This window comes from Pelosinus sp. UFO1 (assembly GCF_000725345.1).
Classification (GTDB): Bacteria; Bacillota; Negativicutes; order DSM-13327; family DSM-13327; genus Pelosinus.
In genome coordinates this window covers 281,911-299,896 of sequence record NZ_CP008852.1, presented here as the reverse complement: position 1 = coordinate 299,896, position 17,986 = coordinate 281,911, and the positions used below count along the sequence as shown (strand labels likewise).

The following is a 17,986-nucleotide window of genomic DNA, read 5'->3' as shown; positions in this document are numbered from 1 at the left end:
TTATCACCTGCCATGAAGTACTGCTGCCGGACGCAGCGATAAAAGCATTCGTATAGCCGGAAGACTACCGACCAAAGTAATTAAAATTACGGATAAAATAACCCATGGAATAACCATCATATTAATCGCCACAGCTGAACCAAAAACATTTTGACCAATAATCTGGGCAAAGCCTAAGCCTAAAAAGTAACCTGCTACACCACCAGCCAGACCGGTCAAGGTAATTTCAGTAAGGGTTAGTAATAATACATCTCCATCGGTTGCTCCTAATGCCTTGAGCAAACCAAATTCACGGCTTCGTTCCATCATATTAGCTGTTAGCAGGTTAGAAATTCCTAAAGCAGATCCTGCTAAGCTAAGCACCGTAATCAAAAGCATGAGTAACTGGGTTTTTTGCAAAATTGTTCCCTCTGATTCAGCAACTTGCCGAACTGGTTTTGCCCGAGAACCACTCACAGCTTCTTCAATCTGGTAAGCAATGGAACTTACATAAGCGGTACAATACCATGTTTCCCAATCTTTTAATGAAAGACTTTGTGGGTCATGTGCCGCTTTACGCGCCAAATCATTCTCAGGTGTTGTAATCGCACTTACTTCTATTTTACCGACCTTTCCCTCTAGATTCAGAGCTTTTTGCAGGAAAGGTAGCGTTACAAAAATTTGCTCATCTTCAGGACCACCACTATTAAAAAGGCCTTGTACCGTTACTTTTTCTCGTCGACTATCTCCAGGTAAGACCAATTCCACGGTATCACCAGTATGGATACCTAATTTACGAGCTAACGTAGAACCTACCATGGCACTGTTAATGTCCGTATCACTGACCCAATTTCCCTCTACAGTCCACCATGATTTTAATTCTTTAATACCAGTTTCCACTACTTCCCCGGTTGGCAGCTCCAGTTGACGATTAAACCAAGTACCTACTACTGTCACATCTCCTGTTCCAGCAACAGCCTTAGTTTCCAACGATGGCGCAAATCCAACAATGTTATTAGCCCAGAAAATAGTCTTCAACTTACCAACATCGGCTTCCTGTAAATACTGCCCGGCCCCACCGGGACCGCTTTCCAGTCCATAAATATCCCGCAACACGGAGGCTGCACGGGGAGTAACCGTAATATTTGCCCCGTAAGCCTTCAACTCTCGATTAACCTTGTCTCCCACATCTAACATCACATTGAGCATGGCTGTTGTCAGCGAAACACCTAACGCAATGGTAATTGCTACCATAAACATTTTCCGGCTCTGTCTTACCAGAGCTCCCTTTAGCATCTGCCAAAACATGACTCATCCTCCCTTACTTGAATCGATTCTTTTCTTTTTCCAATCCATCTACTGGTACTATCATTTTTCCCTCAGCAACCTTGTATTCCAGAGGAATCGGATTACAGCCGCCCTTAAAACCAATAGTAGCTGTATTCATAACAACATCACAAAGTACGCAAACCACCTGATTGTCACGTTCAAAATAACCTGTTACGCCGCAAATTTCACAAGCATCTAAGCCTACGCCGTAAGCCGAACCACTCTTCTTAATGACAATAAACCGCACAACCTCACCTGTTGATGACTGATAGGAAAAGCGGTGCAAATGTCCATCATCAACTTTTTCTAAAGGAATTCGAATCTGTCCGTCCTCAGCAGCCATCGGTACTGCAGGAATAATCTCCGTTTTTTGATCGGCATATACCATACCAACCGTTGAAAAAAGACAAATAACTAACAAACCCAAGGCCACGGCACCGCTCCAGCGCATTTTTTTACGCGCCGTAATCAATATTTTTCGATACTGAGCAGGATTGAGTCCCTCAGGTTTTGCCGGCTTGCGCTGCAAGATCAAAGCAATTGGCAAAATTACCGTAACAGCAAGCAGCAAATATAAAAACCAGATTTGATGATTAATCAAAGGTCCCATAAAAGGCATCATACCTTTACTAGTCAGCAAAATCTTTCTTACCATCATCACCTGCGCAACTACAAGAACTTGCTTTGCCATGATGACAACAAGCTGAGCAGCAAGAATATTACCAATTGCCCGAGACGATAATACGCTTGCTGCTCGTAAGATTGCCAAACCGGTCAACCAAGTCAAAAGCAGCCCTAACAAAAAGCCAATAACTTTCATGAGAAACTCCAGGCTGATCAATTCATTCGTATAAGTAATTAAATCAACGGGAAAAAGAAACAATTCCAGACCATGATACAACAGCGCGGTTATCGCAACAACACAGCTAGTAACTCCTAGCAGTTTGTATTTCTCTAAAATAGCCCCACGTTTGTTATTCCATAAAAAAATACCTAATAGCAACGTCTCGCCAGCGAGCCCCACTACAAGAACCAAACTTTCATACACTTCACGCTTCACGGCTTTTGTGCCTAACTTTACAGTTGCAATGAAAGCAGCACCAGCCAGTCCCCAAAGAATTCCCCGCCAGATCCGTTTTTTAACAGTCCCTGACTGATCCTTGCCTGTCAAAGCCAACAGCATGGCTAATGGTATAACAGCCATAATCATATTTTGCATAACGGGAATGAGATTTTGTAGCACACTTTGTAGCATATTGTTCTCCTTTCACCAAGTTTTCTATTGCACCCGAAAACAATGGCCAAAAATTGCCTTATCAGTAGTAAAGGCAGTATATGCATTCATTAAAATCTAGAAAACTTGGCTCGCGCCAAGCCTAATAAAGGTGCAATTTAAAATTGCAGAATATAAAAGATTATCTACGTCTTGATTTATAAAAAAGGTCCGGGAAATCATCCCCGGACCGCTAGTTTTTTACCAACTTCTAGGAATATAGTCAAAATCCCAATGTAGAACAATTGGTTTTTCCCAGAAACGGCCTTCAACACCAGTTTCTTTGTCAACATGCAGCATGTAATTCTGACGAAGAGGACTATCAATCGTAAACGCTACATCATATGTACCGGCACCCTTCATTTTCACATTTGCTCCATAGTGAGGTCCATCAGAAGCATTCATTGGCATAAGGTTGCCTTCGATAACTTCACCAGTACCTTTTTTAGTTAATTTATAATGTACAGTCAAATAAGGAATCCATTCAGCAACACCAAAACCTGTATTGTTGCCTTCAATCGCAGCAATATCCGTTTCAAGATGAATATCCGATTTAGCAGGTGTTAACCCCATTCCAGCTGGTTCCATTGATATCGGCTGAAAATAAACAACAGCAACTTTAAACCCTGCTTGAGGCACTTCAACATCATCACCAATAGGATATTCCTGGAAACCAGCGGCAAAGGATTGCCCTACTGATACGAACAATGCCAATAAAGTAATAAAAGTCATAGATAAAAATTTTCTCACGATACGACCTCCTTAAGTTTTTTTCTTTTTTGATACATCACATTTCCAATAATCATTGTTAATAGAAGAATTTGCGGCAATAGAGTTTCCAAAGTCGGATAAATTCCTAATAGATCAAACATTGGCATCCCATTTATAAGAGTAACGTCAACGATGCCACCTTCTTGCAGCTTGCTCACTCCGGTACCAGCAAAACTAAGTGCCATAACACACATCAAAATACTGGTGCCCTGAAAAAAAGGCTTGATTGGCATTTTTAAACTGCCATAACGGATCAATGCAAAAATCGCAACTAAAGCAATACATCCCAAACCAAATCCCAGCCAAATCATATGCATATCATCACCAGCATCATTAAATAACGCTTGATAGAACAAAACAAGTTCAGCTCCCTCACGGTATACCGCTAAAAACGACGCAACCCCCAAAGATAAAGTGTTACCGCTGCTTAATGAACTTTTTACCTTGCCTTCAATATAGTTACCCCAAGACTTCTCATCTGACTTGCTGCGCATCCAATGACTGACGGAAAAAAGGACAAATACTGCAAGCCACATTGTCACGCCTTCCATAATCTCTTGACTAGCACCACTGATACTGATCGCAGAACGGAATAAGATAGCCGTTACAAAACTTGCCACCACCGCCCCCGCTGAATAATTATAAATTATTCTCGTTTTTTCACCATTGCCCGATTTAATCAGATAAGCAATAATGGCCGCAATAACTAAAATTGCCTCAACACCTTCGCGGACCAGAATAAGAAAGGCAGGCCAAAAAGTTGCCCAAGAATCATGCTGTTTGCCACCACTACTCATTTGCCCAACGTCTTCACGCATCATCGCAATTAATTCATCAATTTGTTTTTTGATTTGTGCCTCAGGCGCCTGGTTAGTCATTAACTTTTTGATCGTACTGAACTTGTACTCAGTCAAATTGGCTCGTTTGGCAGAAACAGTAGAGTTTACCGCCTTTTCCAAGCCGTCTTTCTCATACGTCCCATAATAAGCGTCGTTCACCATTTTCTTGGCTGTAACAGTATCTCCACTCTTATGTACAACAAGGGACTGGTTCATTGTTTGCTCAATACGATCAACTACAGCATTCCATTGCGGCGCAGCTAAAGCTAGCCCCTGTCCAATGGTTAGTACTATAATTGCACAAAAGACCAATAACCATTTACGCATATTCTCACCTCCTTCCATCTTTTTCACCTCGTTTAATGATAGTGGATTTCATTATCATTAAACGAGGTGAAAACATTTCAAACACTAGGAACAAAATGACTTTTATTTTTTAAAAGGTCATTACCATAATTTGATATTAATAATCATTCTCACATGGAAAGAATAATACGAAACTGCAACATTGTCAAGATGTAGAAATCCATTATTATATATTTTTTATTGCTACTCAAATTCACTTTAGCACAAGCTCTTACTTAGGGGATAAAAGGAATTGATAAAATAGTAGAACAAACCATTGGTCTTCCTTCACGATCCTTCGCTGGCTCAAAGTGCCATTTCTTCGCAGCTGCTATAGCTGCGTCATTAATGCTCTTATATCCCGATGGAACAGCAACAGAAATCTTTCCGGGTGATCCGTTCTCCAGAATTTGCATTCTGAGCACCACCACTACTTTACGTCCAACTTCATCTAATTCAGGCGGGTTTATTGGATTAGCCCGTACTAACACAATCGGTGGTGTTCCCATCGCACTGCGTTTACTACTGCTTACAGGAGCGGGTATATCTTTTTCTGCCGGTATTTCCTTGATTGGTACTGGCTCAGAATCTACTATATCTTCAGTAATTGCAGGCGGGGGCTCTACAGGCGGAAGTTCCTCTGGTGGCAATACTTCCGGTAAAGGCGTACTTGGCAATGCAACTTCTGGTTCAGTCTCTGCTGGACCAGCATCGGGCAAGGCAGCCGCCATATCTAGCTCAATAACTTGTTCATCGGGGGGCGGTGGAGGGGTTAGCCTAACCGTCATGTAACCAACTGCCGCACCCAAAAAAATGTGCAAAAAAACCGACAGTGCAATCGCTTTGCGCCAACGGACCGTATAAGACATGATTTCCTACCTCACTTTCCGTTCCGTCGCTATCGATATTCGACGAGCGCCCGCGGCCTTTAGTTCATCTAATGCAGCGACTACTTTTTCATACTCCGTCTGTTTATCAGCTCTTAGCACAAATACATTTTCGGGCTGCTGCAATAATGCAGTTTTAGCCCTTTTCCCAAGCAAGTTTAAAGGAATTGTTTCCTGATCAAACATAACATTACCATCCTGCATAACGGTAATGGCTGTGTTATGCTGCATATCCTGCAAGGACGCGGCGGCTTGGGGTAAATTTACGGGAATGGCCCGCTGTTCCACCATAGATAAAGTACTCATCATAAAAAATACTAGCAAAAAGAAAATGATATCAATCATCGGGATAATCATTAGTTGCGGTTGATTGTCTAGCCGTAAATTACGCAATTTCATGTGCTTCCCTCTTCATCTTCCCATTTACTGGAGTCCGTAAATAAGTAAGGACCATAGCAATCCCTTGTTCCACATCGGTGATCAATCCATCCAATCGCTGAGAAAAATAAGTATGAGAAACTAAGGCCATCACTGCGACAGACAGTCCTGTAGCCGTTGCCACCAGTGCCTCTCCGACACCGCCAGTAATTGCCATTGGCTGCCCAGCTTGAATATTAAATACACTAAAAGAATTAATCATGCCAACCACTGTTCCTAATAGTCCAAGTAGTGGCGCCAATGTAACAATCGCGCTCAAATAATTGAGATTCTCACGCAAGCGGGCAGCAGCCAACATGGCGGCACTTTCCATAGCAGTATCTATACTGCTTCCCCGTTGATACGCATATAACCCTTGAGCTGTTACTATTCCTACAACTGCCTTTGTATTCTCACACAATAGCACAGCATCCTCAACGTGCTGGTTCGCCAGTAGTGGCTGTAGATTAACCTGGAACTTCTGCATATTTAAAGCAGCATGTCGGTAATATAAAAAACGTTCCACTGTAATGGCAACTACACCCAAGGAGCACATCACGAGAAGATACATAACAGGTCCGCCTTTATAGAACAAATTGATACTTTGCATTAACAATTCCGTCACTCTTTCTGCGCCTCCAAACTATTTTTTCTACCGGTTGTCTGTTAGGTCATCACTTTCTTATGTAATGATCTTAATAATCATTATCAACGTAATCATTATAATTACCCACCCATTTTTTGTCAAGCCTACTTTTACTTGTATCAACTTTTTAAATCAGCCACTTTTGCTCTAGGTTTTTTCGCCAACAAAATTGATAATGAATATCAACTACTGCAGCAGTTGGTGCCGTAACCTTTGTCGTAAACATAAAGCCAAATTTTCCTGGGGCAGAAAAATAATTAGCGTAATCTATCACATTTTCGAAAGATATTCATATTATGTAATATAGTCCTCCTTATATTGGCTTAAATAGCATTTTCCCTTTAAGAAACAGCCCTTTCCATTATGTGATGGAAGGGCTGTTTCTTATTTTTTATACCAATCTCATGCTTATATCAGCTGTCTTTACAGAATGAGTCAATTCACCACTTGAGATAATGTCAACACCAGCAGCAGCCAATTCTGCTGCTCTAGCTAACACCACATTTCCTGAAACTTCAATTAAGGCTTTCCCAGCAATCATCTCTACAGCTTGCTCTATCATATTGATATGCATATTGTCTAGCATAATAATATCTGCCCCTACTACTAATGCTTCTTGCACCTGCAGCAAATTTTCAACCTCAACTTCGATTTTTCTAAAACACGTACCTTGACTGCGTACAAGCTGTACTGCTGCAGTGATACCTCCTGCTGCTTTGATATGATTATCTTTTATTAATACCATAGAATCTAGCCCATAACGGTGATTCTTCCCACCACCAACCGTTACAGCATATTTTTCTAACATGCGTAAACCAGGCGTAGTTTTACGTGTATCTACGATAATCGTAGGAAAGCCATTCAATGCCTCAACATATCGTCTGGTATGGGTTGCTATTCCTGACATTCGCTGTAACAAATTAAGAGCAACTCTTTCCCCTGCCAATAAGGAACGAGTATTCCCTGCCATACTTGCTATTTTTTCTCCTGCTGGCACCAAAGTACCATCCGTATAATAAGGACTTATTTGAATTTGATCATCCAACAAGGCAAAAACACGAGAAAACACTTCCATTCCCGCCAAAACAAGATTTTGCTTCGCCAGAAGAAATCCTTGCGATGTATGACTTTCATTAAAAATAGCCTCACTGGTAATGTCGCCAAAACCGATATCTTCTAGCAAGGATCTGTGCAGCAGATCATCTAACGCTAATTTGTTCATTGAAAACAGCTCTCCTTCCCCATTGCTGCGTTATATGTTTAGAAAAATCCCCATCCTTTCGTTCAGGAAAATCTTCCCGATAATGTGTGCCCCTACTCTCACACCTAAGCAAAGCTGCTCTTAACACTAATTCTGCCAACTGACAGGCATTATTTTCTTGATATCCCTGGATATGAGTAAGGCAAGAACTAGGACCTTCTACTTCTTCCTGTAACTTTATAAGCAGTAAACTCATGGCATCTCCCTTACGCACCACTCCTGCTACTCGGTCTAAAATAATTCCTAACTTCTTAGTATCGCACCTATATCGCACTGTGTCTCCTTCTAGAGCAACTCCCCTATCAATGAGATGACTGACAGGAAAGTCCTGATTAATAACCTGGGCAACTCGTCTTCCAAAAACAACGCCCTCTAGTAAGGAATTGCTAGCAAGACGATTGGCACCGTGGACACCTGTCGCTGCTACTTCTCCGCACGCAAATAAATGTGATAATGTCGTCTGGCCCCAAAGATTTGTAGCTATACCACCAATCGTATAGTGGGCTGCCGGGGCTATAGGAATGATATCTTTTTCCATGCAATAGCCGTTTTCCAATAATTCGGCATAGATTTGTCGAAACCGATCGCTTAAATAGCCTTTTCCAAGATGCCTTGTATCTAGATATACAGCATCCTTATTGTTAGATTGCAGTTCAGTGACGATGGCCCTAGAAACCTCATCCCGGGGAGCCAGTTCACCGTCGGCATGATAAGAAAACATAAATCGCTCCCCTGCTGCATTACGCAGCATAGCCCCCTCTCCCCGGAGTGCTTCTGTTAATAAAAATATTTCTCCCGATAATGTCTTAAAGGACGTCGGATGAAACTGAACAAATTCCATATCCGAAATTGCAGCCCCTGCTCGATAGGCTGCAGCAAGGCCATCCCCATTTGCAGAAATGCTATTGGTAGAACGGGCAAATATACCGTTATACCCTCCTGTAGCCATTACAATGGCTTGGGCACGAAGTGTAACTAACCGCCCAGAATTGAGAACAATGCAACCATAGCACTGATTCTGTTTCGTCAACAGATCCACTAAAAAACATTGATCAAGTTGCTTTATATTTTCCTGTATTTCAATTCGCTTTATCATAGTCTCTGCAATATGACGCCCCGTTGAATCATAATAATGCACAATTCGGTGGTGAGAATGACCTGCTTCCCTGCCTAAATACAGCCCGTCTTCTCCTTGATTGAAATTAGCACCAAGGGACTGTAAGAATTCTAATGCAGCGGGTGCTTCTCTTACTGTAGCCTCTACTGCTGGCTCATGGCATAACCCTCTGCCTACTCTAAGGGTATCTGCAATGTGTTCTTCTAAGCTGTCATCAACCCCTAGCGGAATCGCCATCCCCCCTTGGGCTTTATAAGTACTGCTTTCCTGAGTTGATTCCTTACTAACAAGGGCCACCTTAAGTTTAGGATCCAAAGACAAGGCAACTGTCATTCCGGCAATCCCTGCACCAATGACGATAACGTCATAACTCTGATCATCTAATGCAGCAAGATTTGTTTTGGTTGATATAACGTAGCCCCGCTCTGACATCACACTACCTCCAACATTCTTTGCAAGGTGCGCTGTGCTGATAAAATATGTTCTTGCTCCACATCAATTTCATATTGATGATTATGTAATGCTTGATATACACTTTCCAACCTAGTTTTTTTCATATTGGGACACACTAGCCCTGGATGCAACAAGAAAAACTGTTTATTAGGCAGCGTCTCTCGTAAAGTACACACAACTCCCATTTCTGTTCCGATCACAAATGTGCTTTCCTCAGACTCTTCAGCATAACGAATAATTTCAGATGTACTGCCAACAAAGTCGGCTAACTTCACAACGGCTGGATTGCACTCTGGATGAATTAAGATTCTTGCTGCTGGATATAACTCGCGAACCTGCTTCACATCTTCTGCTTTTACTTTGGCATGAGTCACACAATGACCTTTCCAAAGAATTAACTCCTTGTCTGGTATTTGTTTGGCAACATAATCACCCAAATTCTCATCAGGAACAAAAATAACCTTACGATCGGATAAAGAGGCGACGATCTTAACTGCATTCGCCGAAGTACAGCATATATCACTCTCTGCTTTCACTTCAGCGGAGGAATTTATATAACAAACAACTGGAACCCCAGGATGCTTAGACTTTAAGGCACGCAGACCTTCCGCTGTAATCATTTCTGCCAAAGGACAACCAGCATCTTTCTCTGGTAACAATACAGTTTTCGTTGGGGATAGTATCTTGGCTGTTTCCGCCATAAAGCGAACACCACAAAAAACAATGACATCTTGTTTGCTGTTGGCTGCTACTTTACTTAAATACAAAGAATCCCCTACATAGTCTGCAACCCTTTGTACTTCCTCTAATTGATAATTATGCGCTAAAATCACTGCATTACGGTCCTGCTTCAAGCGCTGAATCTCCATTGTTAAATCTACCAATGCTTTCACTCCTTATCTACGAATTGCAAAATCCCCTTTTGCATCTTTCAGCCAAAGCCTGCTCACACATCCCGAATAAAGAAGACTGATTCAGATGGAGTTTTAACTCCCTCTGAATCTTAGTCGCACTTATCCAGGGACTTAGCCGCTCTTAACTCCCACTTATATAAGTGAGCCTTGGATTCGAAAATCCTTAGAGCGAACTTACTTCGAGTTTTACAGACTGTTATCCTAACCAGAGGGCAGGATATTACAGGCTGTTAACGAGATGAAGATGGGAGTCTTAGAGCGGTTTAATCATCGGATAAACCAATTATTTATCTCATTGTAAGCCTATATCTAAGTTTGTGTCAATACAGCTGTAAAGACAGCTGAGAAATAAAAAAAATAACCTTAGTCAACAAGTTGACTAAGGTTAGCATAAACAGACATATTACTTAGTAAGGGAAAAGTTATTCATCACCATTCGGTTTTACCTTAAACCAGGCTGCATACATGGTAGGCAGTACTAATAATGTCAAAATAGTGGCACCTAACAATCCGCCAGCAATGGCTACTGCCATTGGGCCCCAAAAAGTACTAGGAATGAGAGGAACCATTCCCAATATGGCAGCCGCAGCCGTGAGCATAATGGGGCGGAAGCGTAGAACAGCAGAATCAATGATGGCATCCCAAGGTGTTTCGCCAGCTTTAATATGCTGCTCAATCTGATCAATTAGAATGACTGAATTTCGGATAATCATACCGCTTAAGGCTAGAATCCCAAGCTCCGCCACAAAGCCCATTGGCCGCATGGTAAGGAGCATAGAAATACTAACACCGATAATTCCTAGAGGCGCTGTAAGGACAGCAAGAATCATAAGAGGGATTCTTTGCAATTGGATCATTAGCAATGTGATGATGATTACAATCATGATCGGAACAGGTTTTAGCAGAAATTCCATTGATTGCTGACTACGTTCTAGTGATCCACCTATATCAATGCTATAACCAGGTGGCAAGCTTTGACGCAGTGCAGCAAGGTCTGCGTACACTTTTTTGGTGGCATCATTCCCCGTTATTCCAGGTCTTACATCGGCCTGAACGGTTATGGTTGGTTTGAGATCACGCCGCCAAATCAATCCTTCTTCTGCATCATAGCTAATTTTTGCAATTTGATCTAGGGGAACATATTTACCACTGCCGATATGAATGGGAAGATCTTTAATCGTAGAAAGATCTTTGCGGTTTTGATCATCCATACGGAAAACAATACCGACAGTTCTATCCTGCTCATAAAACTCTGCAATGGATGCACCTGATAATTGTGTCTGTAAATCAGTAGCTAGGCTTTGGCTGTCAATGCCTAACATTCTAGCTTTATCCTGATCAACGGACAAGTGCATTACTTTACTTTTTTCATTCCAATCAAAATTAACATTATTCAGATTGGGATTGGCTATCATGGTATCACTTACTTCTTTGGCTATGGCACGAACCTTCTCATGATCATACCCAGTAACTCGCAGCATGACAGGATAAGGAGAAGGCGGTCCCGTCTGAATCAATTTTACATGACCACGCACATTGGGAAAATCTTCTGTGAAGATGGTATCGATTTTGTTATTCAACGCTTCACGTGCTTCTAGATTTTTTGCCACGATAACAAATTGGGCATAATTGGCTGTAGCCAGCTTAGGATCAGAAGTTAATACGAAGCGTGGTGCTCCTTGGCCAACATAGTAACTATAATTGTCAATATTCGGATCATCGGTAAGCTTTTCAGCAAACTTTTGGGCTTCCTGTTCTGTTGCTTTTAACGACGATCCTTCTGGTAGAGTCATCTCAACAATGAGCTCGGGACGAACGGATGGCGGGAAAAACTCTTGTTTTACAAGTTTTAAGAGGAAAAGAGAACTAATAAAACATGCTACAGTGATACCGAGTACTAATTTGCGATGGTGCAAGCACCAGTTAAGGATTTTACGGAAAAGTTGATAAAATTTAGAATCATATTGGTCGTGAACTTCCTTTTCTTTTGGTTTCAAATTGATCAGCCTATACCCCAGCAAAGGAGTTACTAAAACAGAGACAAACCACGAGATTAAAAGAGCAATGGTTACTACTGTGAAAATACTGCTCGTGAACTCTGAGGCAGATCCTTTGGAAAAACCAATGGGGATAAAACCTGCGCAAGTAATCAAAGTTCCTGTCAACATGGGAAAAGCGGTAGCTGTATATGCATAACAAGCAGCCTCAAATCTTCCCCAGCCCTGTTCTAATTTTACCGTCATCATCTCGACGGCTATAATTGCATCATCGACTAATAAGCCGAGAGCAATTATGAGAGCACCTAAGGAAACTTTGTGCAGGTCAATCCCAAAGATTTGCATGCACACAAAGATGCCGGCAATTACCAAAGGGATACATAGGGCAACAACAATCCCAGACCGGACACCAAGGCTTAAGAAACATACAATCAATACAATGATAATAGCTTCCTTCAGTGATTTAATAAATTCCCCAATGGATTCTTTGACCACTTCAGGTTGATTAGAGACCTGATTGATTTCTAGACCAAGGGGTAAATCCTGCTTAATCTGGTTTATGGTTTTCTCTAAGTCTGTGCCCAGCGTAAGAACATTTCCGCCTTTATCCATAGAAACGGCAATACCGATTGCTGGCTGCCCATTATAATACATTTTTGGTTGTATCGGTTCAGAATAACTGCGGTGTATCTTAGCTACATCTTCTAGACGAAAGGTACGATCATTCGCACGAATGGGCAGACTCTTAAGATTGTCTATATTCTCAAATATGCCAGTAACTCTTAAATACACATTATCTGATGAAGTTTCAACCATGCCTGATGCTGCCATTGAACTTTGTGCTTTTACCGTATTGATAATCAGATTAGGGTCGATTCCAAGTTGTGCTAATTTACTATTTTCCATCTCAATATAAATTTTTTCCGTTTGAACGCCAATCAAGTCTGCCTTCTTTACATTTTTAACCCCTAGCAAGGTTCTGCGTATATGTTCCGCTTCTTCCCGCATTTCTTCATAGCTATATCCCTCAGAGGTAAGGGTATAAATATTGCCGAATACATCGTCAAATCGATCATTAAAAGAGGGACCAACGATGCCTTGGGGCAATGTTCCTTTGATATCATTGACCATATTACGCACTTCTAGCCAGGTTGGGCGAACGTCTTTTTCATTTACCGTATCCTTTAAAGTAACATAGATAATGGCCTTTCCCGGCTGAGAATAACTCTTTAAATAATCAATACCGGGTGTATCTTGCAGTTTCTTTTCAATTTTGTCAGTTACCTGTTCTTCCACCTGACGAGCACTAGCTCCTGGCCAGGATACGGATACAATCATTTGGCGGATTACAAAATCCGGATCTTCCATTCTTCCTAGCTGCTGATAAGAAAAGATTCCCATAATAAAAATCAGGACAACAAAAAAATAAACTAATTGTTTGTGTTTTAGTGCCCATTCTGTCAAATTCATGCGGCTCATATACGCACCTTCTGTCCATCATGTAGTTTTTGCACCCCTGCGGTAACAATGATATCCCCATCCTGAAGGCCTTCTAATACTTGAACCTTGTTATCACCAAAAACCCCTACTTTGATAGGGCGTAATGTTACTGTCTCATTGGTAATGATCCAAACATTAGGCGTACCCCCTGTTTGAATAACAGCAGAAAGAGGAATATAAGTGCCTTGTTGACCACCGTTTCCAGCAATGTTAACATTGGCAGTCATACCTAAATTGATGCCAGGAGGCGGATTGAGTAAGCTAATACGTACTTTATAAGTCCGAGATACTTTATCAGCGATTGGGGAAATTTCTCTAACTTGCCCTTGGGCTGCTACATTCTGTAATGCCCAAAAAGTAACCTGAATCTGTTTCGCATTACGAATTTCATCAACACGATTTTCAGGAACATTAATTTCGATTTCTCGTTCTCCCTCTTTTACAAGGGTAATTACTGCCTGACCAGCGCTTACTACCTGTCCGGTTTCCGCATTAATGCTGGAGATAATACCGCCACTGTCGGCAACTAATGTGCTGTAGCCAAGTTGATTAGTGCCTTGGGTATATTGGGCGGAGGACTGGCGCACAGCTGCCTGGGCGACTTCATAGGTGCTTTGATATTGATCCAATTGAGCCCGACTAATCGCTCCTTGTTCAAATAAAGTACGATATCGTTCCAAATTGGCCCCGGCTAACTGCAATTGAGACTCAGCGGAAGAAACTTGTGCTGAAGAAATATTGACGGTTTGTGCAATATCCTTCGCATCGATTTCCATCAGTACATCTCCTGGATTGACACGACTGCCAAGATCAACATTCCTTTTTATTATTTTGCCACTGACTTGAAAAGCCAACTGGGTTTCATAACGCCCACGCACTTCACCAGGATAGTTTGCATTTTGCGCAGAACTATTAATTTTTACACTTTCCCAGCGCACAAGAGGTACGTCTTCCTTTGTTGTGGCTGTCCTTGAACAACCGGATACTACTAAGGATACAAGTAAGCCCGAAATAACGCCGATGCGAATAATACCTTTCTTCACATGGATTCCTCCCTATCATAATATATACCTAATAAACTATTTTGGTATTACAGTTTATTAGGGACAAAAGAAAAATAAATTGATCTAACAACCAAGTTAAAGGACAGCAGCTATTTCTTCACCAGAGCATGAACGATAAAATCAATCAACACATCCGTATAATACTCTTGTTTCTCTGGGTCACTTAGAAATTGACCGGTTCGCATATAACTAAAGGACTGAAATAGCTTAAATCCGGCATATGCTACTACATTTTCATCCACATCCCGAAAGATTCCCTGTTGTTTTCCTTCGTTAATAATGGACGCAATAGTAGAGATAATCTCTTGGTCAATAAGGGCATGATATTTTCTGCTTAAAAAAGCTGAGAACAGCGCATCGTCATCCTTTAACAGCCTGGTTACAAAGCTATCTTCACTAAAATAGGATATTGCGATCCTGACTAATTGAATGAGCCGCTCTAATGGATCGGCAATTTCAGCTACCTGGGATAACATCATCTCTATTGTCTTATGACATTCCCTGGTTAATAAACAAGTAAACATATCCTCCTTATCTTTAAAATGTTCATAGATTGTTTTTTTAGAAATTCTACAATCTTTACTGATTTCATCCATCGTTGTTTTCTTAAAACCAAAACGGTCCAATCGTTCCTTGGCCTTATCAAGAATATTGTTTTTGATATCGTCCATGTTTTTCACCTACTATTTATTCTATATCTACGTATCGTAGAGAGTTTCCATCAATTGCCCTACTCATAAACTATTATAGTGTTTTAGTTTCCAAAAAGCAATCATAATATAAAAAACAATCATCTTCCTCTTGGCCTTTGATGGGTAATATAAAATCCTTCTTACTTAAAAGTGCCTACTTGTGGCATGTAGAAATAAAATATATACTCAATATATGGACAACGGCATTGAAAGAAAAAGGTAATCTTGGTAGAACACTCCTAGGCCAATCTAAATATGGGTCTAGAAGAAATAATCTGCGTTTAGATAAAAAAATGGGAGGTCATTTATTATGGCAAAGAACCTGCAAGACACAGTAACCTTGGCGAATGGAGTAAAAATCCCTTGGCTTGGTTTAGGGGTATTTAAGGTGAAAGAAGGTAGAGAAGTCGTAGATGCTGTAAGAACTGCCATTACATCTGGTTATCGCAGTATTGATACAGCAGCCATCTATGGAAATGAAGAAGGCGTAGGACAAGGTATCAAAGAAGGACTAAAGGAAGCCGGTATTTCTCGAGAAGATTTATTCGTAACCTCAAAAGTCTGGAATGCAGATCAAGGATATGAATCCACATTAGCAGCCTATACAGCAAGTTTAAAGAGACTTGATCTAGATTATCTCGACTTATATCTGATTCACTGGCCTGTAAAAGGAAAATATAAAGAGACATGGAGAGCAATGGAGACCATTTATAACGAAGCAAAAGTTCGTGCCATTGGGGTAAGTAATTTCCATGTTCATCACCTCAAAGATCTATTTCAAGATTTTAAAATCAAGCCAATGGTCAATCAAGTGGAATATCATCCACGTCTAGTTCAAAAAGAACTCCGGGCCTTTTGCAAAGAGCAAGGTATTCAGTTTGAAGCCTGGTCCCCCTTAATGCAAGGTAAGTTACTGGATAACCCTACATTGCAAGAGATTGCTAACAAATATGGTAAATCAATCGCTCAAGTTATTATACGGTGGGATTTACAAAATGGTGTCGTAACCATTCCGAAGTCGATAAAAGAACATCGCATTATTGAAAACTCCAATGTGTTTGATTTCGAGCTTACGAAAGAAGATATGGAACAAATTGATGCTTTAAACCAAAATCAGCGTGTTGGATCTGATCCAGACAATTTTAACTTTTAATATAAGAAGAGGGTATAAACGAAAATTTTTCGTTTATATCCTCTTTTTTTAGCTCAAAAATAATTCAAAGAAACAGTTCTCTAAGCGAAAATTTTATTGAAGTTGATCAATTTTAAATATGGCAGAAAAAGGATTCTACCGCTACATGCTGAATAATAAAAGTAAAATCATGATTAGAGGAGGATAAATCAACATGCAAGCCGTGAACAAACAACGGGTGTATTTCTTTGATAATCTAAAAGCTTTTATTATTCTATTAGTGGTTGTATTTCATATTGCCATGGGGTATACCACTTGGGATCTTAAATGGTGGTATGTAAATGACATACAAAAAAATAAATTTTTTGATCTTTTTGTATTAGAAACAGATGTATATATTATGCCCATCATGTTTATGATCGCTGGTTATTTTGCCCCTATGGTGTTAGTCAAGAAAGGACTTACTACATTTTTTCAAGATAAATTTAAAAACATTGTTCTTCCCTGGATTGGAGGCGTATTATTCATTGCTCCCCTCATCGCATACAGTGCTTTATTTAGCCGCATGGATACGCCACCCAATTATTTTTCTTTCTGGCAGAATGATTTCTTTGGTCCGTATTACCAACAGGCTCATTATTGGTTTTTAGGGATCTTGACCCTATTCTTTTTATTACTTATGATTGCCTACCTATTCAATCCCAGCTACTTTAAAAAGTCGCCCCAAATAAGCGCTCCATCGATATGGTTTTTCCCTGCTTTTGCATTGCTTACTACGGCAGCTTTTTTTAGTGGTAATTTGTTTTTTTGGAATGATACATGGATGAACGTGAAATTTATATTCGTGATTCAGCCAGTAAGACTTGTTTTGCACCTTTGCTACTTCGGACTCGGAGTTTATGCTTGGAAGCATTCTTGGTTTACCCGCGGTGGTTATACCCCTGGGTTACTTACCTGGGGCAGCTCGGCAATTATTATGTTATTTGTTTTTCTATTTTATCGGGTGACATTTACCCTTATGCCTGATGTACCTATACTATATAAAGCAGGTCATGCACTTACCCATGCTACTTTTTGCCTAACCGCTACCTTTGCACTTATTGCCTTGTTCCAACGTTTTTTTGATAGTAATGCCTACTTATGGCGTAGGCTCGCCGCTAATTCTTATACGATTTATTTCATTCACCAATGCGTAATCATCCCTATCGGATGCATTGTACAAAAGCTAGAAATAAATATATGGATAAAATATATTGGTGTGTCGATTACCACCGTTATTTTATGCTACTTAATCGCTGAATATATAATCCAGCCTATTTTGCCCTTTAAAAAACGAGGCGAAAAAACCAATCCCCACATCCCCCTATAGC

Annotated in this window: 15 protein-coding genes; 2 read left to right on the top strand and 13 right to left on the bottom strand. The window is 40.6% G+C overall.

Features of this window, described 5'->3' with window-relative positions; all coding sequences use genetic code 11:
* Nucleotides 1-3: 3 nt before the first annotated feature.
* The 13 genes from UFO1_RS01270 to UFO1_RS01210 all read right to left on the bottom strand — a co-directional run bounded on the left by UFO1_RS01270 (nucleotide 4) and on the right by UFO1_RS01210 (nucleotide 15,463).
* Entirely contained in the window at nucleotides 4-1,287 is a 1,284-nt protein-coding gene (locus tag UFO1_RS01270; RefSeq protein ID WP_038666889.1) for an ABC transporter permease, read from the bottom strand.
* 13 nt (nucleotides 1,288-1,300) lie between these two features.
* Nucleotides 1,301-2,563: a Fe-S-containing protein gene (locus UFO1_RS01265; RefSeq protein ID WP_038666885.1), complete on the bottom strand. Its 1,263-nt coding sequence runs from the start codon at nucleotides 2,561-2,563 to the stop codon at nucleotides 1,301-1,303.
* 219 nt (nucleotides 2,564-2,782) lie between these two features.
* Nucleotides 2,783-3,313, bottom strand: coding sequence for an iron transporter (locus UFO1_RS01260; protein ID WP_038674811.1), 531 nt, complete (start codon nucleotides 3,311-3,313; stop codon nucleotides 2,783-2,785).
* A 14-nt stretch (nucleotides 3,314-3,327) separates the two neighbouring features.
* The gene (locus tag UFO1_RS01255; RefSeq protein WP_038666882.1) at nucleotides 3,328-4,518 is read right to left on the bottom strand and encodes an FTR1 family protein; all 1,191 of its coding nucleotides are present in this window, start codon (nucleotides 4,516-4,518) and stop codon (nucleotides 3,328-3,330) included.
* A 254-nt stretch (nucleotides 4,519-4,772) separates the two neighbouring features.
* Nucleotides 4,773-5,405, bottom strand: a complete 633-nt coding sequence (locus UFO1_RS01250; protein ID WP_144390853.1) for an energy transducer TonB — start codon at nucleotides 5,403-5,405, stop codon at nucleotides 4,773-4,775.
* A gap of 6 nt (nucleotides 5,406-5,411) precedes the next feature.
* A complete protein-coding gene (locus UFO1_RS01245) occupies nucleotides 5,412-5,822 on the bottom strand; it encodes a biopolymer transporter ExbD (RefSeq protein WP_038666878.1) in 411 nt (136 codons plus the stop codon).
* On the bottom strand, nucleotides 5,809-6,450 hold the full coding sequence (locus UFO1_RS01240; protein WP_038674809.1) for a MotA/TolQ/ExbB proton channel family protein: 642 nt from the start codon (nucleotides 6,448-6,450) through the stop codon (nucleotides 5,809-5,811). The genes UFO1_RS01245 and UFO1_RS01240 overlap by 14 nt, the downstream gene beginning before the upstream one ends.
* A gap of 427 nt (nucleotides 6,451-6,877) precedes the next feature.
* Nucleotides 6,878-7,708, bottom strand: a complete 831-nt coding sequence (gene nadC, locus UFO1_RS01235) for a carboxylating nicotinate-nucleotide diphosphorylase (RefSeq protein WP_038666877.1) — start codon at nucleotides 7,706-7,708, stop codon at nucleotides 6,878-6,880.
* A complete protein-coding gene (gene nadB, locus UFO1_RS01230; RefSeq protein WP_038666876.1) occupies nucleotides 7,686-9,296 on the bottom strand; it encodes an L-aspartate oxidase in 1,611 nt (536 codons plus the stop codon). Before nadB ends, nadC begins: the two co-directional genes overlap by 23 nt.
* Nucleotides 9,296-10,210 (bottom strand): quinolinate synthase NadA, encoded by a 915-nt coding sequence (gene nadA, locus UFO1_RS01225; RefSeq protein WP_236639305.1) that lies wholly within the window; start codon nucleotides 10,208-10,210, stop codon nucleotides 9,296-9,298. Before nadA ends, nadB begins: the two co-directional genes overlap by 1 nt.
* Before the next feature lie 443 nt (nucleotides 10,211-10,653).
* Complete coding sequence (locus UFO1_RS01220; protein WP_038666874.1) at nucleotides 10,654-13,707, bottom strand: efflux RND transporter permease subunit; 3,054 nt, start codon at nucleotides 13,705-13,707, stop codon at nucleotides 10,654-10,656.
* Nucleotides 13,704-14,771, bottom strand: a complete 1,068-nt coding sequence (locus UFO1_RS01215; protein ID WP_038666871.1) for an efflux RND transporter periplasmic adaptor subunit — start codon at nucleotides 14,769-14,771, stop codon at nucleotides 13,704-13,706. Before UFO1_RS01215 ends, UFO1_RS01220 begins: the two co-directional genes overlap by 4 nt.
* Nucleotides 14,772-14,881: 110 nt before the next feature.
* Complete coding sequence (locus tag UFO1_RS01210; RefSeq protein WP_038666868.1) at nucleotides 14,882-15,463, bottom strand: TetR/AcrR family transcriptional regulator; 582 nt, start codon at nucleotides 15,461-15,463, stop codon at nucleotides 14,882-14,884.
* Between the two features lie 331 nt (nucleotides 15,464-15,794).
* Here UFO1_RS01210 and UFO1_RS01205 point away from each other — a divergent pair, with 331 nt between their 5' ends.
* A complete protein-coding gene (locus UFO1_RS01205) occupies nucleotides 15,795-16,637 on the top strand; it encodes an aldo/keto reductase (protein ID WP_038666864.1) in 843 nt (280 codons plus the stop codon).
* A 193-nt stretch (nucleotides 16,638-16,830) separates the two neighbouring features.
* Nucleotides 16,831-17,985: an acyltransferase family protein gene (locus UFO1_RS01200; protein ID WP_051788786.1), complete on the top strand. Its 1,155-nt coding sequence runs from the start codon at nucleotides 16,831-16,833 to the stop codon at nucleotides 17,983-17,985.
* The last annotated feature ends 1 nt before the right edge of the window (nucleotide 17,986 follow it).